The sequence below is a fragment of the Microbacterium sp. cx-59 genome, from assembly GCF_020805625.1.
Lineage (GTDB): Bacteria > Actinomycetota > Actinomycetes > Actinomycetales > Microbacteriaceae > Microbacterium.
The window spans coordinates 312,057-337,836 of the sequence record NZ_JAJHGO010000004.1 but is presented as its reverse complement, the minus strand read 5'-3'; the positions used below and the strand labels follow the sequence as shown (position 1 = coordinate 337,836).

Annotated in this window: 26 protein-coding genes; 8 read left to right on the top strand and 18 right to left on the bottom strand. The window is 69.6% G+C overall.

The genetic code is table 11. The annotated features are described in order from the left end of the window. Nucleotides 1-83: 83 nt before the first annotated feature. From LMI96_RS05065 to LMI96_RS05040, 6 genes are all read right to left on the bottom strand, one after another. Entirely contained in the window at nt 84-950 is an 867-nt protein-coding gene (locus LMI96_RS05065) for a siderophore-interacting protein (protein WP_228360695.1), read from the bottom strand. Beyond that, nucleotides 947-1,771, bottom strand: a complete 825-nt coding sequence (locus tag LMI96_RS05060; protein WP_228360694.1) for an ABC transporter ATP-binding protein — start codon at nt 1,769-1,771, stop codon at nt 947-949. Before LMI96_RS05060 ends, LMI96_RS05065 begins: the two co-directional genes overlap by 4 nt. Next, complete coding sequence (locus tag LMI96_RS05055; protein WP_228360693.1) at nt 1,764-2,819, bottom strand: iron chelate uptake ABC transporter family permease subunit; 1,056 nt, start codon at nt 2,817-2,819, stop codon at nt 1,764-1,766. The genes LMI96_RS05060 and LMI96_RS05055 overlap by 8 nt, the downstream gene beginning before the upstream one ends. After that, the gene (locus LMI96_RS05050) at nt 2,816-3,874 is read right to left on the bottom strand and encodes an iron chelate uptake ABC transporter family permease subunit (protein ID WP_228360692.1); all 1,059 of its coding nucleotides are present in this window, start codon (nt 3,872-3,874) and stop codon (nt 2,816-2,818) included. Before LMI96_RS05050 ends, LMI96_RS05055 begins: the two co-directional genes overlap by 4 nt. Continuing rightward, nucleotides 3,871-4,806 (bottom strand): iron-siderophore ABC transporter substrate-binding protein, encoded by a 936-nt coding sequence (locus LMI96_RS05045; RefSeq protein ID WP_228360691.1) that lies wholly within the window; start codon nt 4,804-4,806, stop codon nt 3,871-3,873. The genes LMI96_RS05050 and LMI96_RS05045 overlap by 4 nt, the downstream gene beginning before the upstream one ends. 106 nt (nt 4,807-4,912) lie before the next feature. Beyond that, on the bottom strand, nt 4,913-6,115 hold the full coding sequence (locus LMI96_RS05040) for an MFS transporter (protein ID WP_228360690.1): 1,203 nt from the start codon (nt 6,113-6,115) through the stop codon (nt 4,913-4,915). 105 nt (nt 6,116-6,220) lie between these two features. Here LMI96_RS05040 and LMI96_RS05035 point away from each other — a divergent pair, with 105 nt between their 5' ends. Both LMI96_RS05035 and LMI96_RS05030 read left to right on the top strand, forming a co-directional pair. Continuing rightward, nucleotides 6,221-7,123 (top strand): helix-turn-helix transcriptional regulator, encoded by a 903-nt coding sequence (locus LMI96_RS05035; protein ID WP_228360689.1) that lies wholly within the window; start codon nt 6,221-6,223, stop codon nt 7,121-7,123. Between the two features lie 93 nt (nt 7,124-7,216). Next, complete coding sequence (locus tag LMI96_RS05030) at nt 7,217-7,597, top strand: nuclear transport factor 2 family protein (RefSeq protein WP_228360688.1); 381 nt, start codon at nt 7,217-7,219, stop codon at nt 7,595-7,597. A gap of 24 nt (nt 7,598-7,621) precedes the next feature. On the opposite strand, the gene LMI96_RS05025 is transcribed toward LMI96_RS05030, so the two are convergent. The 7 genes from LMI96_RS05025 to LMI96_RS04995 form a co-directional block, all read right to left on the bottom strand. Further along, nucleotides 7,622-8,284, bottom strand: a complete 663-nt coding sequence (locus tag LMI96_RS05025; RefSeq protein WP_374197908.1) for a cation transporter — start codon at nt 8,282-8,284, stop codon at nt 7,622-7,624. After that, nucleotides 8,272-8,607, bottom strand: a complete 336-nt coding sequence (locus LMI96_RS05020; protein WP_228360686.1) for a helix-turn-helix transcriptional regulator — start codon at nt 8,605-8,607, stop codon at nt 8,272-8,274. The genes LMI96_RS05025 and LMI96_RS05020 overlap by 13 nt, the downstream gene beginning before the upstream one ends. A gap of 32 nt (nt 8,608-8,639) precedes the next feature. Continuing rightward, nucleotides 8,640-9,599, bottom strand: a complete 960-nt coding sequence (locus LMI96_RS05015) for an alpha/beta fold hydrolase (protein WP_228360685.1) — start codon at nt 9,597-9,599, stop codon at nt 8,640-8,642. A 131-nt stretch (nt 9,600-9,730) separates the two neighbouring features. Beyond that, on the bottom strand, nt 9,731-10,126 hold the full coding sequence (locus LMI96_RS05010) for an SRPBCC family protein (protein WP_228360684.1): 396 nt from the start codon (nt 10,124-10,126) through the stop codon (nt 9,731-9,733). 45 nt (nt 10,127-10,171) lie between these two features. Further along, entirely contained in the window at nt 10,172-10,966 is a 795-nt protein-coding gene (locus LMI96_RS05005; RefSeq protein WP_228360683.1) for a hypothetical protein, read from the bottom strand. Beyond that, a complete protein-coding gene (locus LMI96_RS05000) occupies nt 10,963-11,475 on the bottom strand; it encodes a hypothetical protein (RefSeq protein WP_223721504.1) in 513 nt (170 codons plus the stop codon). Before LMI96_RS05000 ends, LMI96_RS05005 begins: the two co-directional genes overlap by 4 nt. 119 nt (nt 11,476-11,594) lie before the next feature. Continuing rightward, nucleotides 11,595-11,888: a hypothetical protein gene (locus tag LMI96_RS04995; RefSeq protein WP_228360682.1), complete on the bottom strand. Its 294-nt coding sequence runs from the start codon at nt 11,886-11,888 to the stop codon at nt 11,595-11,597. Between the two features lie 55 nt (nt 11,889-11,943). On the opposite strand from LMI96_RS04995, the gene LMI96_RS04990 reads away from it, so the two are divergent. Continuing rightward, nucleotides 11,944-12,381 carry a hypothetical protein gene (locus tag LMI96_RS04990; protein ID WP_228360681.1) on the top strand — a complete coding sequence of 146 codons (438 nt, stop codon included), beginning with the start codon at nt 11,944-11,946 and terminating at the stop codon, nt 12,379-12,381. A gap of 7 nt (nt 12,382-12,388) precedes the next feature. Here LMI96_RS04990 and LMI96_RS04985 read toward each other — a convergent pair whose 3' ends face one another. Then, nucleotides 12,389-13,018: a hypothetical protein gene (locus LMI96_RS04985; RefSeq protein WP_223721501.1), complete on the bottom strand. Its 630-nt coding sequence runs from the start codon at nt 13,016-13,018 to the stop codon at nt 12,389-12,391. Nucleotides 13,019-13,063: 45 nt separating this feature from the next. After that, nucleotides 13,064-14,248 (bottom strand): OmpA family protein, encoded by a 1,185-nt coding sequence (locus LMI96_RS04980; protein ID WP_228360680.1) that lies wholly within the window; start codon nt 14,246-14,248, stop codon nt 13,064-13,066. Between the two features lie 153 nt (nt 14,249-14,401). Here LMI96_RS04980 and LMI96_RS04975 point away from each other — a divergent pair, with 153 nt between their 5' ends. Then, on the top strand, nt 14,402-15,487 hold the full coding sequence (locus LMI96_RS04975) for a hypothetical protein (RefSeq protein ID WP_228360679.1): 1,086 nt from the start codon (nt 14,402-14,404) through the stop codon (nt 15,485-15,487). A gap of 79 nt (nt 15,488-15,566) precedes the next feature. Here LMI96_RS04975 and LMI96_RS04970 read toward each other — a convergent pair whose 3' ends face one another. The 3 genes from LMI96_RS04970 to LMI96_RS04960 all read right to left on the bottom strand — a co-directional run bounded on the left by LMI96_RS04970 (nt 15,567) and on the right by LMI96_RS04960 (nt 20,845). Beyond that, entirely contained in the window at nt 15,567-18,395 is a 2,829-nt protein-coding gene (locus LMI96_RS04970; protein ID WP_228360678.1) for a DUF2207 domain-containing protein, read from the bottom strand. 131 nt (nt 18,396-18,526) lie between these two features. Further along, the gene (locus tag LMI96_RS04965) at nt 18,527-20,272 is read right to left on the bottom strand and encodes a DEAD/DEAH box helicase (RefSeq protein WP_223721497.1); all 1,746 of its coding nucleotides are present in this window, start codon (nt 20,270-20,272) and stop codon (nt 18,527-18,529) included. Between the two features lie 84 nt (nt 20,273-20,356). After that, nucleotides 20,357-20,845 (bottom strand): helix-turn-helix domain-containing protein, encoded by a 489-nt coding sequence (locus tag LMI96_RS04960; protein WP_228360677.1) that lies wholly within the window; start codon nt 20,843-20,845, stop codon nt 20,357-20,359. A 174-nt stretch (nt 20,846-21,019) separates the two neighbouring features. Here LMI96_RS04960 and LMI96_RS04955 point away from each other — a divergent pair, with 174 nt between their 5' ends. The 4 genes from LMI96_RS04955 (at nt 21,020) to LMI96_RS04940 (ending at nt 25,695) form a co-directional block, all read left to right on the top strand. Further along, the gene (locus LMI96_RS04955) at nt 21,020-22,555 is read left to right on the top strand and encodes an MFS transporter (RefSeq protein ID WP_228360676.1); all 1,536 of its coding nucleotides are present in this window, start codon (nt 21,020-21,022) and stop codon (nt 22,553-22,555) included. Nucleotides 22,556-22,668: 113 nt separating this feature from the next. Continuing rightward, nucleotides 22,669-23,709 carry an FUSC family protein gene (locus LMI96_RS16295; protein ID WP_228360675.1) on the top strand — a complete coding sequence of 347 codons (1,041 nt, stop codon included), beginning with the start codon at nt 22,669-22,671 and terminating at the stop codon, nt 23,707-23,709. 31 nt (nt 23,710-23,740) lie between these two features. After that, nucleotides 23,741-24,733: an aldo/keto reductase gene (locus LMI96_RS04945; protein ID WP_228360674.1), complete on the top strand. Its 993-nt coding sequence runs from the start codon at nt 23,741-23,743 to the stop codon at nt 24,731-24,733. Between the two features lie 59 nt (nt 24,734-24,792). Beyond that, the gene (locus LMI96_RS04940; RefSeq protein WP_228360673.1) at nt 24,793-25,695 is read left to right on the top strand and encodes a L,D-transpeptidase; all 903 of its coding nucleotides are present in this window, start codon (nt 24,793-24,795) and stop codon (nt 25,693-25,695) included. Nucleotides 25,696-25,780: the final 85 nt, after the last annotated feature.

Below are 25,780 nucleotides of genomic sequence, written 5' to 3'. Positions count from 1 at the left end.
ACGAGAACGATTATTGCACCGAACGTTCTCAAAAAGGCCGTCGCCTCGGTAGGCGCCGCCGTTGCGGAGCTGCGCCCGTGTGCCTACCTGATGAGCGGGCCGCCGCGCTTCCAGTAGCCGAGGAACGACACGCGCTCCTTCGCGATGCCGACCTCGCTGACCAGGTACCGTCGGACGGCCGTCGTCGCCCCCGCCTCCCCGGCGATCCAGGCGTAGAAGCCGTCGTCTTCGCGGGTGGCCGCACCGTGCTCGAGACCCCATTTCCGCACGGCCGCGTCCACCGACGGTGATCCGTGGTGCAGGAGCCGCACCCGCACGGGCGCGGGGACGCCGGCCGACACCACATCGTCGGCGGGATCCGCGCACTCGAGGACCACGTCTGCATCCGCATCCACCGGCAACGAATCCAGGATGCCGCGCACCGCGGGGAAGGCCGTCTCGTCGGCGACCAGCAGAAACCGACGGGCGTCGCCGGGCTGCCAGTGCAGGCCGTATCCGGTCCATCCCATCCGCGAGTCCGGGCCGTTGATGACGACGCGATCACCCGGAACGGCCGCCGCAGCCCACGCGGATGCAGGCCCCGCCGGCTCGTGCAGGAAGAAATCCACATCGATCTCGCCCTCGTCGGGCCGGATCGCGGCCGGCGTGTACGTCCGCAGCACGTTCCGCTCGTCTTCCGGCAGAGCCCGCCACCGGGCGTACCAGTCGGACGGATGCGGAGTCGGCTCGTCGAGCAGACCGAAATCGGCGAAGCGGCCACCGGGCAGCGGCAGCACGAGCTTGATGCGCTGATCCCGCCCCCAGGCGGCGAAATGACGGAGGCTCTCGCCCGCCAGCGTCACCCGCACGAAGCGCGGGCTGAGCATCACGCGCGCACGCACCTCGACCGGGAACGCGCTGTAAGCCCAGGGGCGATCCGCCGGCGCGGATGCCGTCTCGCCCGCCGTCACGAGCGGAACCGGGCCGGCGCCGACCCCCGCAGCGGCACCACGAGCGGGCCGCCCGTGACGGGGTCGCGGATCACCACGTTCGCCAGTCCGAACACCTCGTGCACGCGCTCGCTCGTGATGACCTCTTCCGGCGGCCCCTCGGCGACGATGCGACCGTCGCGCATGGCGATGATGTGTGTCGCGTACCGGGCCGCGTGGTTGAGGTCGTGCAGCACGGCGACCAGCGTGCGCCCCTCCGCGTTCAGCGCGGCGAACAGTTCCATGAGTTCGACCTGGTGGGCGACGTCGAGGAACGTGGTCGGTTCGTCGAGCAGCAGCAGGTCCGTCTCCTGCGCGAGCACCATCGCCACCCACACGCGTTGCCGTTGCCCGCCGGAGAGCGCATCGACGGGCCGCGATGCGAGGTCGGACGTGCCGGTCGCCGCCAACGCTTCTGTCACGGCGCGCTCGTCGGCCTCCGACCACTGCTGCACCAGGTTCTGGTGCGGGTAGCGGCCGCGGGCGACGAGGTCGGCGACCGCGATGCCGTCCGGCGCCGACGCGCTCTGCGGAAGCAGACCGAGCCGGCGGGCGACCTCTTTGGCCGGATACGAACCGATCGCCTGACCGTCGAGAACGACGCGACCGCTCGACGGGGCGAGCAACCGCGAGAGACCGCGCAGGAGCGTCGACTTTCCGCACGCGTTCGGCCCGATGATGACCGTGAAGCCGCCCGGCGGCACCGACACCGACAGGTCGTGCACGATCTCGGTGCGGTCGTACGACAGGCTGATCGCCTCGGCCGACAGGCGCGAGGTCGGTGCGGTGAAGGATTCAGGCACGGCGGCGGATCTCCCAGATGATCATAAGGACGAGGTAGGCGCCGCCGACCGACACGGTGACGACGCCGACGGGCAGAGCGGTGGGCAGCACGTGCTGCGCGATGAGGTCTGCGCCGAGCAGCAGCACCCCGCCGAACAGGCCCGACAGTACGAGCGAGAGATGCGGCGTGCGAGCGACGAGCCGTGCGACCTGCGGGGCCGCGAGCGCGACGAACGCGACCGGACCGGCGACCGTCGTCGCCGCAGCGACGAGGACGACGCCGATGAGCAGCGACGCGGCGCGGATCGCCGACGGCCGCACACCCGTCGACGCGGCCATGTCGTCGCCGAGTTCGAGCTGCCGAAGACGAGGCACGAGCATGATCGCGGCCACGACGAACGGAAGAGCGCACAGGAGCGCGCCGAGAAGCGGACCCGCGGTGACGCCGTTCAGCGACCCCGTTCCCCAGGCGGACGCGAACATTGCGGTCTCGAGCTCGATTTGCAGCAGCATCCACGTGTTCAGCGACGCGAGCATCGCAGAGACACCGATGCCGACGACGATGAGACGGAAGCCCTGCATCCCGCCCCGCGCGGAGAGCAGCCAGATGAGCGCCGCGGTCACGAAGCCCCCGAGCAGCGACCCCGCGATGAGGGCGCTCCCGCTGCTCGAGACGAACACCAGCGCGAGCAGCATCCCCGTGAAGGCGCCGTTGGAGAGACCCAGGACGTCGGGGCTCGCGAGCGGATTGCGGGTCACGGTCTGGAAGAGCGCCCCCGCGATGCCGAGGAGGATGCCGACGGTGATCGCGGCGAGAGCCCGCGGCAGCCGCCAGTCGAGCACGACCGTCCGGTCCATCGCCCCGCCTCCGCCGGTGAGCGCGCGGATCACCTCCGGCGGCGTGAGCGGATAGGTGCCGAGCCCGAGCGCGAGAACGCCGAGCACGCACAGCCCCGCGACGGCTGCGAGCCCGACGACGATGCTGCGCGCGCGCACCGGCATCCGCAGCGGACCAATGCGCAGCAGCACGCGTCGGTAACCGACTCCGGATGCGGCGGGCGCGGTCATAGCGCACTCACGCGGCGACGGCGGGCGAGGAGGATCAGCACCGGCGCGCCGACGAACGCCGCCACGATCCCCACCGGCACCTCGGCCGGAGCGATGATGATGCGGCCGAGCACGTCGGCGAGCAGCAGGACGACGGGTGCCAGCACGGCGGACAGCGGCAGGATCAGTCGCTGATCGACTCCGAACGTCCACCGGATCACGTGCGGCACCATGAGCCCGAGGAACGAGATCGGGCCGGCGAGCGCAGTGGCGGCGCCCGCGAGGAGCGTGACCGCGACGATGACACCGATCCGGATGCCGACGATGTTCGCCCCCTGCGCCCGGGCGACGTCCTCGCCGAGCCCGACGGCGTTCAACCCCGGTGCGAGAACCATCGCGAGAACCAATCCCGCGACGACGAACGGAACCACCGGGACGATGACGTCGAACCCGCGTCCGAGAAGGGATCCGGCGTTCCAGCTACGCATCGAATCGAACGCATCCGGGTCGCTGAGCGCCAGTCCCGTCGTGATGCCCGAGAGGACGGCGCCGAGCGCGACACCGGCGAGCGTCAACCGCAGGGGATCGGCCGAGCCCCGCCCGGACGATCCGATGAGATAGACCGCGACGGTCACGATGAGCGCGCCGAGGAACGCGAGCCACACGAACTGCGACACATCCCGGAGCCCCAGGAAGCTCACGCCGAGAGCGACCGCGAGTGCGGCCCCCGCATTCACGCCGAGGATGCCGGGGTCGGCGAGCGGGTTGCGTGTGAATGCCTGGATGAGGGCGCCGGCGACCCCGAGGGCGGAGCCGGCGACCAGACCCGCCAGCGTGCGCGGGACGCGCAGATCGAACACGACGTAGTCGGTCTCCGGACTGCCCTCACCCCGCAGCGTTCTCCACACCGCATCCAGCGACAGCGGATTGGCGCCGATCGCGAGCGAGAGCGCGACGGTGAGCGAGAGCACGGCCAGGAGGATCCACGTCCCCCCGACCGCGCGCACTCTGCCCTGCGTGACGCGCGCTCGGCCGTCGGTGACGCGCGCTCGGCCGTCGGCGCGGGTGGCTGTCACCGACGTGCGGCGAGGAACGCCTCGATGTCATCCAGCACGGCCTGAGCGCCCTTCGGGCCGACGCCCGACACCCAGTAGCTCGTGTCGACCAACGTCACCGAGGGGAAGGCATCCGCGTTCTGAGCGATGGCGGCAGGGATCTCCGCATCGTCATCCACGTCGGTCGCGGTGATGAACACGTGGTCGGCGCGGGCGGAGAGCACGTTCTCGGGCGAGATATCGGCCTGCAGCCCGTCTGCCCAGTCCTGCTCGGGGATGGTGAACCCGACGCACTCGAGAAGGCTTCCTGCGAACGACACCGGCCCGTAGAGGCTGAGGGTCGTTTCATCGCGGGGCCGGATGAGCTGGGCCGTCTGGCCGTCGACCATGTATTCGTCGGCCAGCGATGCGCAGCGCTCGTCGACTGCCGACAGCAGGTCGGAGACCTCGTCCTGCCGGTTGAGGGCCTCGCCGATGAGCTCGGCGTTGTCGCGCCAGGGGTCTGCCTGCGTCGCGATGAACACCGTCGGGGCGATGGACGAGAGCTGGTCGTAGAGCTCGGAGTGCCGGGCCTCGGTGCCGAGAATGAGGTCGGGCTGCAACGCCGCGATCGCCTCGAGGTCGGGCTCGGGCACGGTCCCCACCGCCTCCACTCCGTCGACATCGAGGTACGCCGGGGTTCCCGCGACGTTGCTCGCGACGGCCGCGCCGACGGGCACGATGCCGACGGCGACCGCCGTATCGAGTTCGAGCGGCTCGAGGACGACGACGCGCTGCGGATCGTCGGGTACGGCCGTCGTGCCGCGAGCGTGCTCGACGTCGTGGGTGCCGGAGGACTCGGATGCCGCACCTTCTTCCGAGGGCGATGCGGAGGCGCATCCGGAGAGCAGGAGCAGAGCGCAGGCCGAGGCGGCGAGAAGCGCGCGGGAGCGGCGGCGGGCGCGTGAGGGCATGACGGATCGTCTTTCTGAGAGGGGGATGGCTCAGCTACGAAAGCGTAGTAAGGCGACCCTAACATTCTCGATCTTCGCGCGCGGAACCCGGCGATGACCGCCGCGCTCAGAGCCGCGCGGGGAAGGCGTGACGCCGTCCGTAGAAGGTCAGCGCGAGCGCGATGGTCCCGAAGACGATCATCACGACCGTGAGCACGAGACCGTCGAACGGGCCCAGCAGAACCGCGCCCAGGATTCCGGCCGTGAAGATCGCGAGGTTGAAAGCGACCGGCAGGAACGAGTTCGCGACATCCGAATCGTCTCCTCCCGCCGTGGTCAGTGCGCCCTGCAGCTGCGCGGAGGCGCCACCGAACGTCATGCCCCACAGCACCGTCGCGACGATGACGGCGGGAGTCCACGCATGGCCGACCAGCAGCGCGACCGCCGCGATGATGAACAGCACGAGGCTGCCGTGCAGCAGCGGGCGCGGATGGTGATCCAACAACGCCCCGACGATGACGATGCCGACGACGGAAGACAACCCGAAGACGAGCAACTCGACGTCGGGGGTGAGCGCGGTGCTCGCCGCCCGCAGATAGGGCGAGATGTACGTGTAGATGGTGTTGTGCGCGAGCATCCACGTGAAGATGACCGCCAGGATCACGGCGATACCGGGGATGCGGATCACCCGCCCGAGGGGGAGTCGAGATCGTGAGGCTTGGCCCGGGGCGGGTGGCGCGATCACGGCGATCACACCGCCCGCGGCGACCGCGACCGCCGTCAGACCGGCGAACGCCCAGCGCCAGTCGAACGTCATCCCGATCCAGGAGCCCAGCGGCGTGCCCAGAGCGAATCCGAGCGGCGCGCCCACGGAGACGATGGCCAGTGAGAGGCCGGCGCGAGACGGCGGGCTGATCTTCCTCCCGTATGCCGCGAGCATGCCCCAGATGACCCCGGAGAACGCGCCCGCGACGAACCGGGACGCGAGGGAGAGGACGATGTCGCTCGAGATCGCCGTGACGGTGTTCGCGACGATCAGACCGATCAGCGTTCCGAGCAGGAGCGGTTTGCGTGCGACGCCGCGTGTCAGAGTGATTGCCGGGATCGAGACGATGACCGTCCCGAGGGCGTACGCGCTGACGAAGAGACCGATGATGCCTTCCCCGGTGCCGAGACCGGCGGCGATCTGGGGCAGCAGGCCCGCCGGCATCGTCTCCATCGCGACGAGCACGAAGCCGATGCACGCGAGGCCCACGAGTGTCGCCCAGGGGAGTCGGCGGGGGACTCGGGTCGAGCCGGACGGTGGAGAGGAGGTCGTGGTCGCTGTCATGGTGCGATCCAGTCAACGCGTGCCGCTCCGCGCGGGGGAGACCCCGTCAGGGGATGTACCCGGAGAGCACCCCATCACGGGCACGCTCGCCGTACTGTCGACGGCATGGACAACAACTCCGAGGTACGCGAGTTCCTCATGTCCCGTCGCGCCAAGGTCTCACCGGAGCAGGTGGGGCTGCCGGCCGGACCGAATCGTCGCGTCGCCGGTCTCCGCCGAACGGAGGTCGCCGTCCTCGCGGGCGTCAGCGTCGAGTACTACGCCAAACTCGAACGCGGCGCGATCGGCGGGGCATCGTCGTCGGTGCTCGACGCGATCGCCGCTGCGCTGCAGCTCGATGACACCGAGCGCACACACCTGTTCGATCTGGCCCGCGCCGCCGACGGCATTCCGGCGTCGGGGCGTCCGCGACGACGTGCCGCGCGATCGGCCGCCCCGCGGTCGAGTCTGCAGTGGGTTCTCAGCACGATCACGACCGGCGTGGCGTTCGTCCGCAACTCGCAGCAGGATCTGCTCGCCACAAATGCGCTCGGACGCGCGTTCTACTCGCCGCTGATCGGCGACGGCGGTCGGACCCCGAACCTCGCCCGATTCCAGTTTCTCGACCCCGCTTCGCGGGATTTCTACCCGGATTGGGATGCCTTCGCGCAGATGTGCGTCGCGATCATGCGCACCGAGGCAGGCCGCGACCCGCACGACAAAGGACTGCACGACCTCGTCGGCGAGCTCGCGATGCGCAGCGACACGTTCCGACAGTTGTGGGGATCGCACGATGTGCGCACGCACGGATCGGGCACGAAGCATTTCCATCATCCCGTGGTCGGCGAACTCGTGCTCGCGTACGAAGAACTCGTCATCACCGCCGACCCCGGCTGCATCCTCATGATCTACACCGCCGAACCCGGATCGGCGAGCGCGGAGCGCCTCGGACTGCTCGCCAGCTGGGCGGCGGCACAGTCGCACCCGCTCGACGCGGAGGCGATTAGCCTTCGAATCGATCTCGGCTGAATCAGACGTGACGCGTCTGGAACTCGTGTGTTCGGGGAGCATCGCCTTGCCGGCTCGCCTCGAGTCTCATTCTCGATCTTGTAGCGTTGGCGAGTGATTTCTCGTGATGCGTCTGGTCGTTCGCTTGATGACGTAGAGACAGCGATTCAGGCGGCGATGCTCGTCAGCGACGTTTCGGCCTTGGACCTTTTGATCTCCGACGACCTGATTTTCATCGGCCCGGATGGTAGCCAGATCAGCAAGGCCGCTGATCTGGATGCGCATCGCACAGGGACAACCCGATTCGAACGAATTGAGGAGATCGAGCGGGAGATAGTGCCCTCCGAGGCTGGTGGTCGCACGGTTCTCGGCGCTGACGTGACGATTATCGACCACGGCAAACGGATTGAAACGCGCCTACGGTGGGAACGTTCGTGGACCGTCGCTGAGGGTCTTTGGCAAGTCACTCGTGGCCGCGTTACCCCTGCGCGCTAGACCATTTCGAGGCCTCAACGTGCCCTAGTGCTCGTGCTCGTGCGCGGCGCGCTCGCCGGTCAGAACGCTGATCGGCTCCTTGCACGCGTCGCCGCGCCACGCTTCGATGCCCTCGCGGACCGCGAACACCGCGATCACGAGTGCCGCGATCGAGTCCGCCCACGCCCACCCGAAGAGGCTGTTCAGGAGCAGTCCGACGAGAAGTGCCGCCGAGAGGTAGGTGCAGATCAGGGTCTGCTTCGAGTCGGCGATCGCGGACGCCGACCCGAGTTCGCGGCCGGCGCGTCGTTCGGCCCAGCTGAGGAACGGCATGATGGCGAGGCTCACCGCGGCCAGCACGATCCCGACGGGACTGGGCTCGGGTGCCCGGTTGCCGACCAGTGAGATAACCGCATCCACACTCACGTACGCGGCGAGCCCGAAGAACGAGAGGGCGATCACACGCAGCGCGACCTTCTCGCGGGCCTCGGGGTTAGGAGACGCGAACTGCCACGCGACGGCTGCCGCGGAGAGCACCTCGACGATCGAATCCAGGCCGAACCCGATCAGGGCGGCCGATGACGCGACCGTCCCCGCCGCGAGCGCGATGACGGCTTCAACGACGTTGTACGCGATCGTGCCGGCCACGATCCAGCGGATGCGGCGTCGAAGGACCGCCGTCCGGAGGGGACTCGTCATGCGCCGCATTCGCAACCGTCGATCGTGCACGTCTCGTCGCTGTCGACCGCGAGAACCACGTCGATCAGGGATTCCAGCGCTCGCGTCAGGTGTGCGTCGGCGATCTCGTACCGCGTCTGCCGTCCTTCCGGCACCGCGACGACGATGCCGCAACCGCGCAAGCAGCTGAGGTGGTTCGACACGTTCGTGCGGGTGAGGTCGAGGTCGCGGGCGAGTTCGGCGGGGTGGCCGGGACCGTCCAGAAGGCGGACGAGGATCCGGGACCGCGTGCGGTCGGCCATCGCCCGCCCCAGACGGTTCATCACATCCAGACGCGAAGAAGTGGTCAGCATGCAGTGACTATACAGCAGGCGCTGACGTATTGTCACTCCGCCGCAGGTGCCGGAGCGGAGACCGTCGCCAGGAACGCGTCCGTCTCCCGGGCGATGGCGGCAGACTGGGTGTGGTGCAGGTAGTGGTCGCCGTCGAGCACGACGACGCGGCCCTGATCGACGGATGCGGCCTGACCGCGGTGCAGGTCGAGCCACCCCTCGACGTCGCCGTTATCGTCGGCGACGAAGAGCAGAACCGGCAGCGTTCGCGGGAACACCGCATCCCGTACCGCCGAGAAGTTCGTGGCGGCGTGCGCCATTTCGTCGAGCATCGTCGGAGCGGTCCCGTTCTGCGTGCTCAACAGCTGCATCTGCTCGGCGGTCGCGGCGTCGAACACGCCGGGCGCCGGGTCTTCGCCGCTCAGCCAGGACAGGGCGCGAAGGATGCCGAGATCGCGGAGGGCCCCGATGCCCTCGGTCGGGATCGGCTCTTCTCCGCCGGGCTGCTGAGGCACGCTGCTGTCGATGCCGACGAAGGCGATCAGTTCGTCGGCGTACGCCGCGCTGTAGGCCAGCGCGTATATCCCCGCGATCGAGTGGCCCATCAGCACGTACCGGTCGACCCCGAGGGCGTGGACCGCCTCGTGCACCTCCGACACGATGTTCTCCGCGGTGCGGGGGACGTCGGTCTGATCGCTCAGGCCCGTGCCGAATGGTTCGACCGCGATCACGCGGTGCGTGTCGTCGAGTTCGGCGATGAGCGGCTGGAAGTCCCGTGCTGGCGCGGCGGTGCCGAGACCCGGGAGGAGCACGATCGTCTCCGGGCCGTCGCCGCTGACGACCACGTTCATCTCTTTGCCGTCGACCGGCACGCGTTCGCCGTACGCGGTGATCGACGCGCGCTCGGACTGCGTCGCGACGAGGTTCACCACGGTCGTCGTGGTGAGAAGAAGGACGGGGAGGGCGACGACGACGGCGACCGTCACCATCGCGATCGTGAAGGGCTTTCGCATGACAACTCATCTCGGGCGCCGACCCGGCGGTCGCGTCGGCGTGCTTCCCAGCCAACCCGGGAGCGCCGGAGCGCAGAAGTGTCGCAGCGTCACGACGGGAGATGACAGATGTCACGCCATCCGGAGCGGCGTCAGCTCGGCGCCGTCACGAGTGCCGCCAGCCGTTCGAGATCCGCCTCCACCATCGCGACATCGCGGGCGAACTCGTCGTCGGTGAGCTCGATCTGGCGCACCGTGAAGATCACCTCGGAGCCGTCCGGATGCGGCACGACGCGCATGGGGTTCGTCACCGTCGTGCCCGAGGGAAGGACGACATCGTGGTCGAGGACGCCCAGCGTGTTGCGGTCGACGAAGCGGACGCGCACGTCGCCCATGGGTGAATCGACGACGAGGTCGTCGCCGACGCGAGTAACGCTCGCTCGGGCGAGGCCCGCCGCCCACCGGGGGAGGTTATCGATGTCGGCGGCATACGCGTAGACGACCTCGGGGGCGGCCCGAACGACTCGGCTGACGTGGTGGCTCCGCATGGCGCCATTGTGGCAGCACCTCAGCAGCACGTCGACGTGGCGATGTCAGTCGAGGATCCGCGCCCAGACGCGCATGTCGTCGAGAAGATCCCGCAGTCGCCCGAAGGCGGCTTCGCCCTCGGGCCCAGTGTCGCTGTGCTCGGCGGCGGTGTGCGCAACGCGCAGGGCGGCGCCGAGTTCGTCATCACCGGTCGCACCGGCGGCGAGCAGCATCCTCTCGAACGGATGCCGATAGAAACCGGACGCAGCCGTGAGCGCCGCGACGTCCCCCTGCAACGCCATGGCGCGCCGCAGGTCGAGCAGCACGACCGCGTGCCGGGCCCAGTCGGGTAGGCCCCGGAACTGCGGACTTTCCGGAAAGTCGGCGCGCTGAGAGGGACGAACGACCCAGATGAACGCCAGAGCCTCGCGACGATCACCGAACTCGCCGACCGTCGCTGCCGTCAACCGCATACGATCCGCGTCGACGAGGTGGCCCGTGCCGAGAACATCTCCGGACGCCGAGTGCACCGAGTCGAGCAGCGTCGCGATAACGGTCTGCGCCACCCGTGCGCGCGGTGCGGCAGGAGAGTCGCGATCGATGGCCTCCGCCGCCCGCAGCCGGGCACGCACCAACCGATACGCGATGCCGAGTCCCACCGGAACGAGTGCGCTCACACCGATCGCGATCGCCACCGCGGCAACGGCTCCGTTGGATACCCACTCCGGCGCGCCGCCGGCGAGGAAGGACAGGATGATGAGCACGCCGACGGTAGCGAGCAACCAGCCGAGGCTGCTCAGCGCCGCGCGACGCAGCCGGTCACCGGGCTGCGGCCGGCCGGAGCCGTCGAAGAGATTCACTCTGGCGCGGTGAGCGACCAGAGGTGGTCGATGCCGTTCTCCACGGCCACGACAGCGACATTCTGGGTGAGGTCCGAACGATCGAACAGCTGGGTGACGCACGCGCTCACGCCGAAGCGCTCTTCGAACCAGTGCGAAAGCGGCCGCGCGGTCATCCCCTGCCAACAGAAAAAGGTCGTCTGCTTCTTGTCACGCGCTTTGTACGTCGCCTTTTCGTCCGCGCGAATCAGATCGACGGGAAGCGCCGTGTCGATCGCGACCGCAATCGCCGCGAAGTCGGGCGTGGTCGCGGCCGGGTCCCAGAATGTCCGGATGACGAATCCCGTGCCCGAACCTCCGGGGGCTCGGAAACCGCGATACGAACCGACGTAACGCTGGTCGGCGCGGTTCCACAGGTCGAAGGCCGCCTGCGCTTGCTTTTTGGCTCCGAACACCTTCGGTTCGTCGCTGTAGGTGAGAAAAGCCTCGGGCGAACTCAGTGCGGCGGCGATCTGGGCGTGGTCGGGCATGGGGCATCCTTCGGTTCGGCGATGCGATCGAACCTCATCGTAGAGACTCGGCGCGGTGCTCAGATCACGCCTGTGGACAGGAGGATCGCCGTGGAAGACAGCGCTCTGATGGTTGCGACTCAGAACCCCGAGATCGAGTACAGCCACAAGAATCCGATCAGCGACACCAGACCGAGCGCCGCGCCCACGATCGACGTCACGAGGCTGAAGAGCGCCCAGCGAGCGCCGGGTAGTCGACTCATCCGAAGTCCCTGCGCCGCGAACAGCAGCGGTACGAAAGACGCCAGCACGGAGAAGATCCAGCTGCCCCCGTCACGCGCCGTCGCGATGACGGCCCAGATCGAATATCCCGCGATCACCACGCTGAGGATCGCGCAGGCCCGGGCCGAGATCGGTTCGTTCTTTTCGGCCACGACCCGGATCCTACAGATTCGCGGGCATGCTCACGCGCCCTAGCATCGAGAGGTCATGACATCGCCCGAGGATCCGCCGCGCTCGCCACTCTGGCGACGCCTGCTCGGCAACTCCGGCGTCTGGTCAGTTGTGTGCGCGGCCGTGGCGCTGCCGTTCTTCCTCGTCGGGCAGGGGCTGGACTTCGGCCCCTTCCTCCTCGCGCTCGGGGCGGGGTGGCTCGCCGGCATATGGGTCGTGAATGCGACGCTCCGGATGCGGCCCGCGTGGCGAGGTCTCCTCGTGCACGGCGTCGTCGCGCTCGTTGGCGCATCGCTCGCCGCGTGGAGTGTCGTCGGGGGCGCGGCAGCCGACGCGGGCCGATCGGCCGTGGTGCAGGGGGCGGTGCTGTTCCTCCAGCTGTGCGCGGTGACGGGGGTGTGCTGGATCTGGCTGGGTCTGCTGGTGCGTGCCCTCGCGGCGCTTCCGAACCGACACTCGACCTCCGGACGCTGACGCACGTTCAGAAGTGCATCTGCACGAATGTGCCGTATTTGATCACGAGCTCTTCCAATGGAACGCCGTCGGCGACCGCGGCGTCGATCCGGATGGTGCTGCCGGCGTTCTTCAGGATGAGGTCGTTGCCGTTCGAGAACGTCAGCGCGGTCCACGGAGAGGACCAGATCGACGCGCCGCGGGAATCTCGGACCGTTAGCCCCTCCGCATCCGCGTCTACTCCGGCCACCTGCTTCGACCCCGAGGCTGTGTACGAGGCCGGGAATTCGGTGCGGTCGTACTCGGCGAAGTACGCCGTGAATCCGACCCTGGCCGTCGGCCAGTCCGCGCGGAGGCTCCGTTTCACGGCCGACACGTGCAGCGTTCGCGTTCCGTCTTCCCCGGGCGCGGCGGGGATGGTGGCCTCTGAGCCGACCGGAAAGCGCTCTCGGAAGAGTTGCCATTGGGCTGCGTCCCCGAGTTCGGCATTCGACGACACCACGTATGGCTGATCGCCGAGATAGTCGATGCTCGCCGTCCAGACTGGGGCACCCGAGGCCCGGCGGCGGCGAGACGACACGATGCCGATCACGGCGATCAGGCCGAGGACGGCAATACCCGCCGCCAGGAAAAGCAGAATTCCTTGGTCGTCGCTCATGGCTCTCTCCTGCTTTCGTTACTCAGCGGCGATGACGGCGCCGGATCACGGTGCCGTCGGGATGAAGATCTCGACGCGGCGGTTGAGCTGGCGTCCGGCGGGATTGTCGACGCCGTCGATCTCGTTCGCCGCGACGGGACGCGATTCGCCGAAACCCTCGGCGGTCAGGCGAGTGTCGACCTGCCCCGACAGCGCGTCGACGACGGCGGCCGCTCGGGATTCGGACAGTGCCTGGTTCGCCGAGTCCGAACCGATGGCATCGGTGTGGCCCGACACCTGGGCGTCGGTCACACCGGCATCGGAGAGAACTCGAGCGACGGTCGCGAGGGTGGCTGTCGCATCCGGTCGGATGTCGATGCTGCCGAAGTCGAACAGCACCCCGTCGCGAAAGGTGATCGTCGTCCCGCACGAGGAGAGGGGCGCGAGAGCGGCGATCGGGGGGAACACTCCGAGCTCGGGCACCGGAGCGATGGGCTCGACCTCGATCGGGACGCCGTTGACGATCCCGGTGCCGTCGCCGTAGTTCTGGATGGTGACCGTGCCGTCGGTGTAGGTTCCCGACCCGTCTCCGAAGTTCTGGATGCTGACGTCGCCATCGGTATAGTTGCCGATGCCGTCGCTGAAGTTCTGAATCGTGGTCGAGCCGTCCGTGAAGTTTCCCGAGCCGTCGCCGAAGATCTGCACGGTCAACGAGCCGTCGGTGTAGTTGCCGACCCCATCGCCGAAGTTCTGGATGGTCACGGTGCCGTTCGTGTACGTGCCCGATCCGTCGCCGAAGTTCTGAATCGTCACGCCGTCGATGACGGAGATGCCGGAGCCGTCGCCGAAGTTCTGCACGGTCCCGTCGGGGCCGATGTAGTTTCCGGAGCCGTCGCCGTACAGGTAGGCGGTGCCATGCCCCGACGGCACTCCGGCGCCGTCGCAGTGCGCCGGCTGGACGCTCACACCGGGAACCCCCGTGAACTCCTCGCCGGTGGCGATGGTGAACGCGGATGCGGAGGTGTCGAGGAGCGAGAGATCGGGGAGCGCGAAGAGCGGAACGGGCGGGAAGTCGCCGACGTCGTACCCCGCCACGCGAGCCACGTCCGGCCCGCTCGGAGTCGCCGACGGTAGGGCACTGCTTTCTCGGGTCTCCGCCGGGTCGGGCGTCGCCGTGCATCCGGCCAGGAGGAGCAGGGTCGCGAGCCCCGGGGTGGTCAGGGTGAGTACAGGGCGGGCGGATGCGGGCATGGCGCGACGATCTCCGTTCGGTGGGGCTTCGGACTCGGCCGCGGGTCGGGAACCTCGGTGCAGAGCCTCTGCCACGGTATCGAGGTGCGCGGGGCGCGAAGGTCCGCGGCGGCGAATCTGTGGATGAGTGCGCGTCGCCCTAGGATTGCGCGGGTGACGGTCCAGACGCATCCGCTGACGGACCGGATCGATCGCCGCCGGCTGCGCGATTACCGTCGCTCCCTTCCGACGGCGGTGCGCCCGCCGTGGGCGGGGATTCTGGGACGCGCTCTTTTGCTGACCGGCTTTCCGACGGCGCTGCTCGTGACCTGGCTGACGGTCCTCGGCGACACGGTGTCGGATGATGGCGAGTGGGACTGGGCGTTGACGCTCATCCTCGTGCCCTACGCGATCCCGCCCGTCATCGGCATCGTGATGTTCGTGCGCGCGGTTCGGCGGCGGTCGGGAGTTCGCCAGTTCCGTCTGCACGATTTCGCCGAGGCGAACGGGTTCACGCACCAGCCGTATGCCCCGGCCCCGGCTCTTCCGGGCATGGTCTTCACCCGCCCGGCGCAGTCCTCGTCGTTCGTCACGGATGTCCTGCGTCGACGTTCCGGGCACGCGCTGGAGATCGGCAACCACACCTGCACCACCGGGTCCGGGAAGAACACGACCACCCACCGCTGGGGCTACGCGGCGATCCGGCTCCCGGTTGCTCTTCCCCACATCGTGCTCGACGCCCGGGGGAATAACTCGATCGGCCGGCCCGCCCTGCCGATCGCTTTCGCGCGCGACCAGCGCCTGTCGCTGGAGGGGGATTTCGATCGCCACTTCACGCTGTACTGCCCCGAGGGCTACGAGACGGACGCGCTATATCTCTTCTCACCCGACACGATGGCGATCTTCGTCGATGACGCCGCGCGGCTGGATGTTGAACTCGTCGACGACTACCTGTTCCTCTACTTCCCCGGGCAGCTCTCGACGCTCGACCCCGAGCTCTGGCAACGCCTGCTGGCGACCACGGAAACCCTGTCGCAGCGTGTGCTGCGGTGGGAGCGTTGGCGAGACGATCGGATCCGGACCGATGCCCTGCCCTTCGTCGCCAGCAGTATCGTCGGACCCGGCACGGGGCGCGGGGTCGCGCAGCAGGGCCGACGGCTATCGGTACGGCAGGACTGGTGGTGGGTGCTGGGCGCCGCTTTCGCGCTCTTCGGCCTGGTGAATCTCGTCATCGACACGGTTTCGGGATGGCTGTCCTAGACGGCGGAAGCGACGAATCGCATCCCGTGGTTCCGGGGGCCCCGAATGTGGGGTACAGTTGACCTCGATAGGCGAACTCTCATTCGTCTCGCCCCGGCCTCGTGGTAATGGTCGGGGCTTTTTCTTTGCCCGGGCGGTGCCGGGTAGACAGCCATGACAGGATCCCACCCGTGAGCGCGGCGCCGGCGGCGACCGCGAACACCGCGAACGTGGGATCATCGCCGGGCATCCCCACGGTCACCCCGACGAACAGGATGAGGGTCGCCAGAGCCGATCCGGTGCCGAGCCAGCGCACGCCATCGCGGGGTGCGCCCGCCCGCTGCACGATCTCCGGGCGAGCGCGGCGCAGCAGCATCCCGATCCCGCCGAGAATCAGGGCGACCGCGCCCAGCGCGCCGGTGACGGCCGCGGGCGCCGCCGCGAGGTACTGCACCTCGCGAAGCTCCTGCTCGTCAGGTCCGACGAACGTGCCGGCCGGGAAATCCCACTGGACGCCCGTATCGGAGACCGTCAGATCGAACGGGTAACTGTCGTAATCGTCGCGTCGGAGCTCGAGGGTGTGCACGTCGTCGCCCGCGACTGTGCGCTGCGTTTCGGTGGTCACCGTGCCCGGATCCGGAACCCGGTCTCCGATCGGTGCGACCACCTCGGCGACCGTTCCGAACGGCACCACGGCCTCCTGCCAATCGCGCGCGCTGTCGGCGGAGCCGGTGTCTTCGGTGATCCACCCGGATGCTGTCGCCTGAGCGGCGAGTTCCGAGGAGACACGGAATTCCACGCGCTGCGGATCGACCGCATCTCTGTTCCACTGGCCGTACGACGGCCAGTGCTCGAGGAGCGCCGCCCAGCGCACACGGTTGACCAGGTGCCCGTCCTCATCCGCGGCGAACGCAGCGGATTCCAGCGTGTAGTCGATGCGCGCTTCGTGCCGGCCGCTGCGCACCTCACTCATCGTCGTGCGCATGAGCGTGGTGTCTGCATCCGGCTCGGTGACGAAGGGCACGTCTTCACCGTCGACGGTCACCCGCTCGACCACGAGTCCGAGGTCGTGACCGTCGATGCGGTCGCGCCACTGCTGGGCGAACTGCGGCACCTGCGCGGACTCCTCATCGAACGAGAGCTGGATCGTCTCGCTGACGGCGATGCGCGCGCGCCCGTCGGGCGTCCGGCTGAGTTCCGCCGACACGGCGGTCGACTCGAACGTCGTGGCCAGCGTTCCCGGCACGTCGCCGTAGTGCGTCGCGTAGTCCGGCGTTCCCGCGTACGGGTTCGGCACGAACGCCACCACGGCGATCGCCCCGGCGACGAGGAAGAAGGCGAAAGCTCGCGCGGCGAGGGCGGGCCACGTCACGAACCCGGGTGCGCGCCACCCGCGGCCCGCGGTCCGATCGCCAATCGCCTGCGTCAGAACCTCGGTCACCCGGCGCCCCGCGGCCCGCGGCGGCGCCAGCAGGACGGCGTACGGGAGCAGTCGATCGCGTGCCGTCGTGCGGCTCAGCAGATCCGTGCGCTCGGCGTACAGTCCGATCCCGCGCAGGTGCTGCACGACGAGAGCTCCCTCGCGGGTCAGCGGGCGCGCCATCAACGCGATCGCGAGCACGACCGCGGAGATCGCCGACGAGGCAATCACGAACGCGACCGGCCACCAGACGATGGCGAGCGTCGTCTGGTGCGAGAGCTGCCGGATGAGACCCCACTGGGCGAGGGTGAGCGCCAGGGGCGCCGCGATGAAGTAATCGCGGACGAAGCCGCGGGGGATCCGTCGCAGGCCGCGCCGCAGCTGCTCGCGCCGCTCGGGCATCGCCAGGTACGCGGCGAGGGCCCGCGGTGCATCGCCGACCCGGCCCGTGCGTCGGGCCGCACGAACCGCCGCGACCAACCATTCCGGCCGCGCCGCGCTCGGGCTCTGCTGCGCGGCGGTGAGTGCACCGGCCAGCTCCGCCGACCGCGGTGTGCGCAGCAGCTGCGCCGCCAGGCGCGCGGAGACACCCTTCGGCGGATCGTACTGGGCGACGTACCACGCTCGCCCGCGCTCGTCGCTCCACGCGACCGCTCGCGCGGCGAGCGCGAGAAGCAGCGTGAGGGCGAGGAGCGCAAGGGGGAGGAGCGGCCCGAACGTCTGCAGCCAGAACAACGGCGTCAGGGGCGGCATCGTGAACGTGGCGGGCGCGAAGACCAGTGTGAACCGAGCCTGCGCGTGCGGGGGAAGATTCTGATCGTTCGTGAACGCGTAGGTCACCTGACCGGGCGGGCTCCCCGCTTCCGGCTCCAGCCACTCCCCGGCGCTCATCAGGGTCCAGGCGATGGCGCCTCGCGGCGGACGCTCGAGCTGCGCATCGAGATCGTCGGGCAACGTGACGGAGACGTCGATCGACGCAACGCCCTGCGGCCACGACGGCCCGAACACGTCCCACTCGAGAAGGTCGACGGGGGCGCCGGTGGCCGCATCCGTCGTCACGTACGCGAGGTCCTGCAGCGTGTAGTCGAGGACGAACTCGTGATCACCGCTCAACCGCCTGCCGGTGCCCATGGAGAGCGTCAGTCGATCGGCGGTGGCGCTCCGCCCGACCTCGACCGGCGCGCCGTCGACCGTCGCTCGGATGTCCGACGGATCGAGCGCATGCCCCTGGTACTCGACCGCCAGCACGCGCTCGATGCCCTGCTCGTCGACATCGTCGGGGAAGAACGCCGTGATCCGTTCCTGCACCTGCGCGCGCAGGACGCCGTCCGCGTCGCGGGTGACCGTGTAGTCGACGGCGAAATCGCGGGCGATCCACCGGTCGGTCGCGTTCGAGGCGGAGGAGGTGATGTCGTCCAGCGTGAGGGGCGGGTTGATCACCGGGCCGACGAGCAGCACGAGCCCGCCAACCGCGACGAGCGCCCAGAAACCCCGGATGGTGTGCTGCAACCGGGCGCCGCCGTGCGAGCGCAGCCACGCCTCGAGGGCGAGCAGCCACCGCGACAGCAGCGCCCAGAGCGGCGTGGGACGCGGACGGTCGTCGGGTACCCGCTCGTCCGTCCTGCCCGGTGCGTCCCCGGTCAGTGGCGCGGCTTGCGGTCGCGGTCGCGACGTCCGCCGGGGGCGCCCTGGTCGAGACGCATCTCGATCAGCTTCCCGCCGATGCGCGTGCCGCTCAGCTTGTCGAGCACCGAGCCCGGCATATCGGCCGGCAGCTCGACGAGCGTGAACTCGGGACGGATGTCGATCTGTCCGAAGTCCTCACGGCGCAGGCCGCCCTCGTTCGCGAGTGCGCCGACGATCTGACGCGGCTCCACCTTGTGGCGTCGGCCGACGGCCAGGCGGTACTTCACGAGCGAGGACTGCGACGGGCGGGCACGGCGTTCGGGCCGGTCCTCGCCGCCGCGCGAGTCGCGCTCCGGGCGGTCCGTGCGGTCGCGGTCCACGCGCACCGGACGCTCGTCCGCCGGGTCGAGCAGGAGAGGAGTCTCGCCCTGCGCGACGACGGCGAGCGCTGCCGCCACATCCGCCTCCGGCACGTCGTGGTGCGTCACGTAGTGCGCGATGATGTCGCGGAACCGGTCGATGCGGGCCGTCTGCTCGAGGGCGCCGGAGATCGCCTCGTCGAAGCGTGTGAGGCGCGTGGCGTTGACATCGTCGACGCTCGGCAGCTGCATCTGGGTCAGCGGCTGGCGCGTCGCCTTCTCGATGGCTGCCAGCATCCGTCGCTCACGCGGAGTGACGAAGCTGATCGCGTCGCCCTGTCGGCCGGCGCGACCCGTGCGGCCGATGCGGTGCACGTAGGACTCGGTGTCGATCGGAAGGTCGAAGTTCACGACATGGCTGATGCGGTCGACGTCGAGGCCGCGGGCGGCGACATCCGTCGCGACCAGGATGTCGAGTTTGCCCGACTTCAGCTGGTTGACGGTCTTCTCGCGCTGAGCCTGAGCGACGTCACCGCTGATCGCCGATGCGGTGTATCCCCGGGCGCGGAGCTTCTCCGCGAGGGTCTCGGTCTCGTTCTTCGTGCGGACGAACACGATCATGCCCTCGAAGTTCTCGACCTCGAGGATGCGGGTGAGGGCGTCGACCTTCTGCGGGTACGACACGTTCAGGTAGCGCTGCGTGATGTTGGCCGATGTCGCGGTCTTGTTCTTGACCGTGATCTCTTCCGGGTCGCGCAGGTACTGCTGCGAGATCCGACGGATCTGGGCGGGCATGGTCGCGGAGAAGAGGGCGACCTGCTTGTCGGCGGGCGTTTCGGCGAGGATCGTCTCGACGTCCTCGGCGAAGCCCATCTTCAGCATCTCGTCGGCCTCGTCGAGCACCATGAACGCGAGCTCGGAGAGATCGAGCGTCTTCTTCTCGAGGTGGTCCATGATGCGACCGGGGGTGCCGACGACGATGTGCACGCCGCGACGCAGAGCCGACAGCTGGGTCCCGTACCCCTGACCGCCGTAGATCGGCAGCACGTGCACGCCGCGGATGTGCGCCGCGTACTTCTCGAACGCCTCGCACACCTGCAGGGCGAGCTCACGGGTCGGGGCCAGCACGAGGGCCTGCGGCTTGCTCTTGGTCGTATCGAGCTGCGACAGGATGGGCAGCGCGAACGCGGCGGTCTTACCGGTACCGGTCTGCGCCATACCGATGACGTCGCGACCCTGGAGAAGCGGGGGGATGGTGGCGGCCTGGATGGCGGAGGGGGTCTCGTAACCCACATCCTTCAACGCCTTCAGTACCGCAGCGTCGAGGCCGAGGTCGGCGAAGGACAGTGTCTCGACGGCGGGCTCGGTCTCGGCGGGAGCGGGGGTCTCAGAAATGCTCATTCTGCAACGGTAGTCCAGGCGAGGGCGGGGTGCGGAGCGGCGCCCCGCGGAGGCCCACACGGATCGGCGGTGCGGCGCCCGCGGTCATTCGGCGGCGGGCTGCGACGATGCGGCATCTCCCGCGGCGCGCGCCTGGCCGATCGCGGTGGCGGTCGCGTCGAGCGCGGCCGCCGCGGCGGCCGCGCCGGCGAGGACTTCGGGGGCGGACGCGCTCAGGAGCTCAACCCATCCGCGCTGGATCCGAAGGAGGTCAGCATCCGCCTGCGGCGTCGGATGGAACCCCACCCCGCGCTGGCCCTCGGCGGGTTCGCCGCGGGTGAGGAGTCCGCGGGCCTCCAATCCGTGTGCGCTCGCGCTCACATAGCTGCGCTGCAGTCCGGTCGCGGCGGCGATGCGGGTGGCGGTGACGCCGGGTTCGCGATGCGCTTCGCGGATCACCGTGATCTCGGTGTTCGTGAGCGCTTCCAGGTCGCGGGCGGCAGGGCCGCGCCGCTCGAGCTGGTGAGCGAGTGCGAGCACCGCGTCCGCCAAAGCGATCAGTCCGAGTTCGTCCGGTGCATCGTTGCCATCCATGCTCCCACCTTAGTGTAAGATTTCATACACACAAGGGAGTCGCCGTCGGTCGAGGACGCGGTGACTCGTGCAGTCGTTCCTGCCACTTTCGGTCCTTGCGCACACGCGCACCTCGCGAGAACCGGACTGGACTCTCGTCGCGCGTGCCCCCCACGACGAGAGAGTGACTTCACGATGTCCGCACCCCGCCCGCCCGCCCGCGTCTTCCGCGGCAACCCGATCGCGACTCTGGTCGCGGTCTGTTTCGGCCTCTTCATGGTCGGCCTCGACGCCACCGTCGTCTCGATCGCCAACCCCGCGATCGCGGCCGACCTCGGTACGTCCTTCACCGAGCTGCAGTGGATCACGAACGTGTATCTGCTCGGGCTCGCCGTCTTCCTCATCCTCGGCGGCAAGATCGGCGACCGATTCGGTCGTCGCCGGATGTACCTCATCGGCGTCGCCGCGTTCGCGATCACGTCGGTCGCGATCGGGCTGATCGGCTCGGTGGAAGGCGTCATCTTCTTCCGCGCCCTGCAGGGCGCCAGCGCGGCGCTTCTGATGCCGCAGACGCTATCGCTGCTGCGCTCGACGTTCCCGCGAGAGAAGTTCGGCATGGCCGTGGGCATCTGGGGCGGCGTCTCGTCCGTCGCCATCGCGGCCGGACCGATCGTCGGCGGCGCTCTCGTGCAGGTTCTCGGCTGGCAGTCGATCTTCTACATCAACGCGCCGATCGCCGTGATCGGCATCGTCTTCGCCGCGTTCGCGCTCGCGGAGTCCACCGCTGAGCGTCAAGAGGGCCGCTTCGACGTGCTCGGGGTGGTCCTGCTCGCGCTCGGCCTCGCGGCGCTCGTGATAGCAATCGTGCAGGGCGAAGCCTGGGGCTGGGGGAGTGCGTCGACCATCGGCGCCTTCGCTCTGGCCGTGGTGTTCCTCGTCGTCTTCGTGATCGTCGAAGCCCGCGTCCGCAATCCGCTGCTGCCGCTCGGACTGTTCCGTTCCCCGCGCTTCTCGATCGGCGGACTCGCGATCGGCACGAACTTCTTCGCGCTCCTGGGCGTCACGTTCTTCCTCACGCTCTACCTGATGAACCTGCGTGGGATCGACGGTCTGGTCGCGGGCGTCATGCTGCTCCCGCTGTCCGGAGTCTCCATCGTCGCCTCGCCGATCGGCGCGATCGTCGTGAGCCGGATCGGCGCGCGCTGGACCATGATCATCGGGCTCGTGGCCATCGCCGCCTCGTTCTTCGCGCTCATGACGACCACGGTCGATTCGCCGTACCTCGCCATGGCGGCGGCGTTCGTGGTGCTCTCGTTCGGTGTCGGTTTCACGATGACTGCGGGCGCGGATTCCATCGTCGGCAGCGCCCCCGTGCAGTACGCCGGCGTCGCGGGCGGCGTCCAGTCCACGATGCTGCAGCTCGGCGGGGCTCTCGGCACCGCGGTGTTCTCCGCGATCGTGTCCGCGAGCGTCGCGGGGTCCGCGCTGGACCTCACCGAGACCGAGCGCGGTTCCCTCGCGCAGGGCATCCTCCCCGAGGGAACCACCGGTGCCGACACGATCGTCGCGCAGGCGGCGTTCCTCGACGGCTTCCACACGGCACTGCTGACCGGCGCGATCGTCGCGCTCGTCGTGGCGGTGCTGGCGGCGGTCCTCATCCGGGATCAGCGGCGCCCCGCGGTCGAGGTCGTGCTCGAGGAGACCGTGGAAGGCCTCGCGGCCCACGCATGATCGACGCGCGGTCGCGGGCGCATCGCGCGCTCGCGGCCGTCGCGCGATCGATCCGCTCCCACCGACCGGGAGCCCGAATTCTCGCACCGAGCCCGCGCTCGTACGCTGGGGAAGTGACGGATGCGGTGCGACGGGTGTGGACGGGGCTCGTCGCCGTCGGCCCTCGCGCGGGGGATCATCGCGTCGCTCTTCGCGCTGCGGTGAGCGTCGCCGTTCCGCTCCTGGTGGTGTGGGCGATGGGGCGACTCGACCTCAGCGTGTACGCGAGCTTCGGGGCCTTCGCGGCCCTGTACGGCCGCCACGACACGTATGCCGACCGCATCCGGATGCAGGCGGCCGCGGCCGCGGTACTGCTCGGTGCGATGCTCCTCGGCACGTCGCTCGTCGTGGTCGGCGCTCCCCTCGCGGTTCGGGTGATCGTGGTGTCGGTGATCGCCGCTGGCGTGACCCTCATCGCCTACGCGGGACGCTGGCATCCGCCGGGCGCCTTGTTCGCCGTGTTCGCGGCGGGCACGACCGCGTCGCTGCCGGCTCAGCCCGGAACCCTCGCGACGGTGCTCGTGGTGGGAGGTGCGAGCGCCGCCTTCGGGATCGGGCTGACCGCGTCGCTGGCGCTGATCCGGCGGGGCGCTCGCCCTTCGGCGGCGCCGGTGCACCGAGAACGCCGTCCCCTCGGCAACCTCGCCGGCGAGATGGCGCTCACGGTCGGAGTGGGTGCCCTGCTCGCGGGGTTGGCGGGTCTGCTCCTCGTCGGCACGCACTGGTACTGGGCCATGGTCGGCGCCGTCGCGGCGCTCGGCGGCGCGCACGTCACCGCGCGGATCGTGCGCGGCGTGCAGCGACTGGCCGGCACGCTCGTCGGCGTCCTCGTCGCCGCAGCGATCCTGGGGCTGCACCTGCCGCCCGTCCTCACGATCCTCGTGGCGGTCGTGCTGCAGGCGGGTGCGGAGATGTTCGTCGGACGAAACTACGGGATCGCGATGGTCTTCATCACGCCCCTCGCGCTCCTCATGGTCGAACTCGCCGCGCCGACCGATCCGACGGTGCTGGTGCGCGACCGTCTCCTCGACACACTGATCGGCGTCACGATCGGCACACTCGTTGCGGCCGCATCCGCCACCCTGCGACGCACCCGCTCGCCCGGTCTAGGCTGAGCCGGTCACCGTCTCGACCACAGGAGTTCCCATGCAGACCCGCCCGCTCGGCGCTACCGGCCGCACCGTCTCGGCCATCGGACTCGGAACCTGGCAGTTGGGGGCCGACTGGGGAGCAGTCGACGACGCCGAAGCGCGGGCGGTGCTCACCGCATCCGTCGACGCGGGAGTCACCCTGTTCGACACCGCGGATGTGTACGGCGACGGTCGGAGCGAGCAGACGATCGGCCGGTTCCTCGCGGGTCGGCCCGGACACGGCATCACGGTGGCGACCAAGATGGGGCGCCGTCTCGACCAGGAGCCCGAGAACTACACCCAGGAGAACTTCCGCGCCTGGACCGACCGCTCCCGCCGCAACCTCGGCGTCGACACGCTCGACCTCGTGCAGCTGCACTGCCCGCCGACCGCGGTCATCGAGTCCGCGGCCACCTACGACGCGCTCGACGATCTCGTCGCGGGCGGGGCGATCGCCTCCTACGGCGTCTCGGTCGAGACCACGGCGCAGGCGCTCGCGGCGATCGCGCGCCCGAACGTCACCAACGTGCAGATCATCCTGAACCCGTTCCGGCTGAAGCCCCTCGACGAGGTTCTGCCGGCGGCCGCGGATGCGGGCGTGTCGATCTTCGCCCGCGTTCCGCTCGCATCGGGGCTGCTGTCGGGCCGCTACACGGCAGCGACGACGTTCAGCGCCGACGATCACCGTTCGTACAACCGGCGCGGCGAGGCGTTCGACCGGGGCGAGACCTTCTCGGGAGTCGACTTCGAGGCGGGCCTCGCCGCGGTCGCCGAGCTCTCGGCCGCGCTGCCGGAGGATGTCTCGCTGCCCGCCGCGACGCTCGCGTGGATCGCGGCGCTGCCCGGCGTCACGAGCGTGATTCCCGGAGCCCGTAACACCCGTCAGGCGACGGCGAACGCGGATGCGGCGGCGCTCCTCGACGGCGGCTTCGAACTCGACGCCTTCGACGCGGTCGTGCGCGACGTCTACGACCGGCGCCTGCGCGCAGACATCCACCCGCACTGGTAACGCCCGCCGCAGACGCCACCCGCGTTGCGCGTCGCGCGCCCGGGAGCGACCATGGAACCATGCCCCCCGCATCCGCCCGCCGTCGCTGGCTCCCGCTCGCCATCGCGGCGGCGACCCTCGTCGCTGCCGCCCTCGTGCTGGTGCTCGTGATGGGCATGGATCGCACACCCGCGACTCCCGCGGCGGCGCCCGCGAGCCCGGTGGCGACGCCCACCGCGACTCCGACTCCGACGCCGAGTGAGACCGGCGCGCCGGTCGACGCGACGAGCTACGACGTCTCCGGGCTTCCCGCAGCCGAGGTGTACTCCGTGATCCCGGCGCTGCCGGTCGACGCGGATCCGGGGGCCGCCCTGCCTGGTCTGCTCGCCACCCCGGCGAGCGCCGCTATTCCGGTCTTCGCCGCTCCCGGCGAGGCCCCCGTCGCCCAGCTTCCGCAGGCGCAGACCTACGGCGGAACCACGGTTCCGGTCGTCGAGCGCCAGACGAACTGGGTGCGCGTTCTGGTGTCGGGACGGCAGGGAACGCCTCCCGGGGGAAACCCGGCGCAGCTGTCGGGGTGGCTGCGCGCCAGCGACGTGACCCTCACCGAAGACGCCACGCGCGTGGACGTCAGCCTCTCGGCCCGCACGGTCTCGATCGTCACCCCGGCCGGGACGGAGACGATCGCGACGGACTTCGGATGGGGAGCGGCGGCGACGCCGACCCCGCTCGGACGCACCTTCATCATGCACACCGCGGTCGTGCCGTCCTTCGGGTACACCCGTGGTCACCCGCTCGTGTACCTCGGGGTGCAGTCGCCGACGCTCGCGGGCTTCTCCGGCGCATCCGTCGCCGTGACCGCGTTCCACTACCACGACGCTCATTCGGGCGCGATCTCGAACGGGTGCCTGCGGCTGGATGCCGCGGCGATCGACCGACTGGCGCAGCTGCCGCTCGGTACTCCGGTCGTCGTCACCGGCTGAGCGGCCTCCCTCTACACTGAGCCACAGCGCCGCGTCGGACGACGGCGAGGCCACAGCGCCGCGTCGGACGACGGCGAGCGCGCCG

Excerpts from the sequence above, each read along its gene's own strand:
- LMI96_RS05055 (WP_228360693.1), bottom strand. The coding sequence starts at position 2,819 with ATGACCGCGCCCGCCGCATCCGGAGTCGGTTACCGACGCGTGCTGCTG.
- LMI96_RS05045 (WP_228360691.1), bottom strand. The coding sequence starts at position 4,806 with ATGCCCTCACGCGCCCGCCGCCGCTCCCGCGCGCTTCTCGCCGCCTCG.
- LMI96_RS05040 (WP_228360690.1), bottom strand. The coding sequence starts at position 6,115 with ATGACAGCGACCACGACCTCCTCTCCACCGTCCGGCTCGACCCGAGTC.
- LMI96_RS05035 (WP_228360689.1), top strand. The coding sequence starts at position 6,221 with ATGGACAACAACTCCGAGGTACGCGAGTTCCTCATGTCCCGTCGCGCC.
- LMI96_RS05025 (WP_374197908.1), bottom strand. The coding sequence starts at position 8,284 with ATGCGGCGCATGACGAGTCCCCTCCGGACGGCGGTCCTTCGACGCCGC.
- LMI96_RS05020 (WP_228360686.1), bottom strand. The coding sequence starts at position 8,607 with ATGCTGACCACTTCTTCGCGTCTGGATGTGATGAACCGTCTGGGGCGG.
- LMI96_RS05015 (WP_228360685.1), bottom strand. The coding sequence starts at position 9,599 with ATGCGAAAGCCCTTCACGATCGCGATGGTGACGGTCGCCGTCGTCGTC.
- LMI96_RS05010 (WP_228360684.1), bottom strand. The coding sequence starts at position 10,126 with ATGCGGAGCCACCACGTCAGCCGAGTCGTTCGGGCCGCCCCCGAGGTC.
- LMI96_RS05000 (WP_223721504.1), bottom strand. The coding sequence starts at position 11,475 with ATGCCCGACCACGCCCAGATCGCCGCCGCACTGAGTTCGCCCGAGGCT.
- LMI96_RS04990 (WP_228360681.1), top strand. The coding sequence starts at position 11,944 with ATGACATCGCCCGAGGATCCGCCGCGCTCGCCACTCTGGCGACGCCTG.
- LMI96_RS04985 (WP_223721501.1), bottom strand. The coding sequence starts at position 13,018 with ATGAGCGACGACCAAGGAATTCTGCTTTTCCTGGCGGCGGGTATTGCC.
- LMI96_RS04980 (WP_228360680.1), bottom strand. The coding sequence starts at position 14,248 with ATGCCCGCATCCGCCCGCCCTGTACTCACCCTGACCACCCCGGGGCTC.
- LMI96_RS04965 (WP_223721497.1), bottom strand. The coding sequence starts at position 20,272 with ATGAGCATTTCTGAGACCCCCGCTCCCGCCGAGACCGAGCCCGCCGTC.
- LMI96_RS04960 (WP_228360677.1), bottom strand. The coding sequence starts at position 20,845 with ATGGATGGCAACGATGCACCGGACGAACTCGGACTGATCGCTTTGGCG.
- LMI96_RS04955 (WP_228360676.1), top strand. The coding sequence starts at position 21,020 with ATGTCCGCACCCCGCCCGCCCGCCCGCGTCTTCCGCGGCAACCCGATC.
- LMI96_RS04945 (WP_228360674.1), top strand. The coding sequence starts at position 23,741 with ATGCAGACCCGCCCGCTCGGCGCTACCGGCCGCACCGTCTCGGCCATC.
- LMI96_RS04940 (WP_228360673.1), top strand. The coding sequence starts at position 24,793 with ATGCCCCCCGCATCCGCCCGCCGTCGCTGGCTCCCGCTCGCCATCGCG.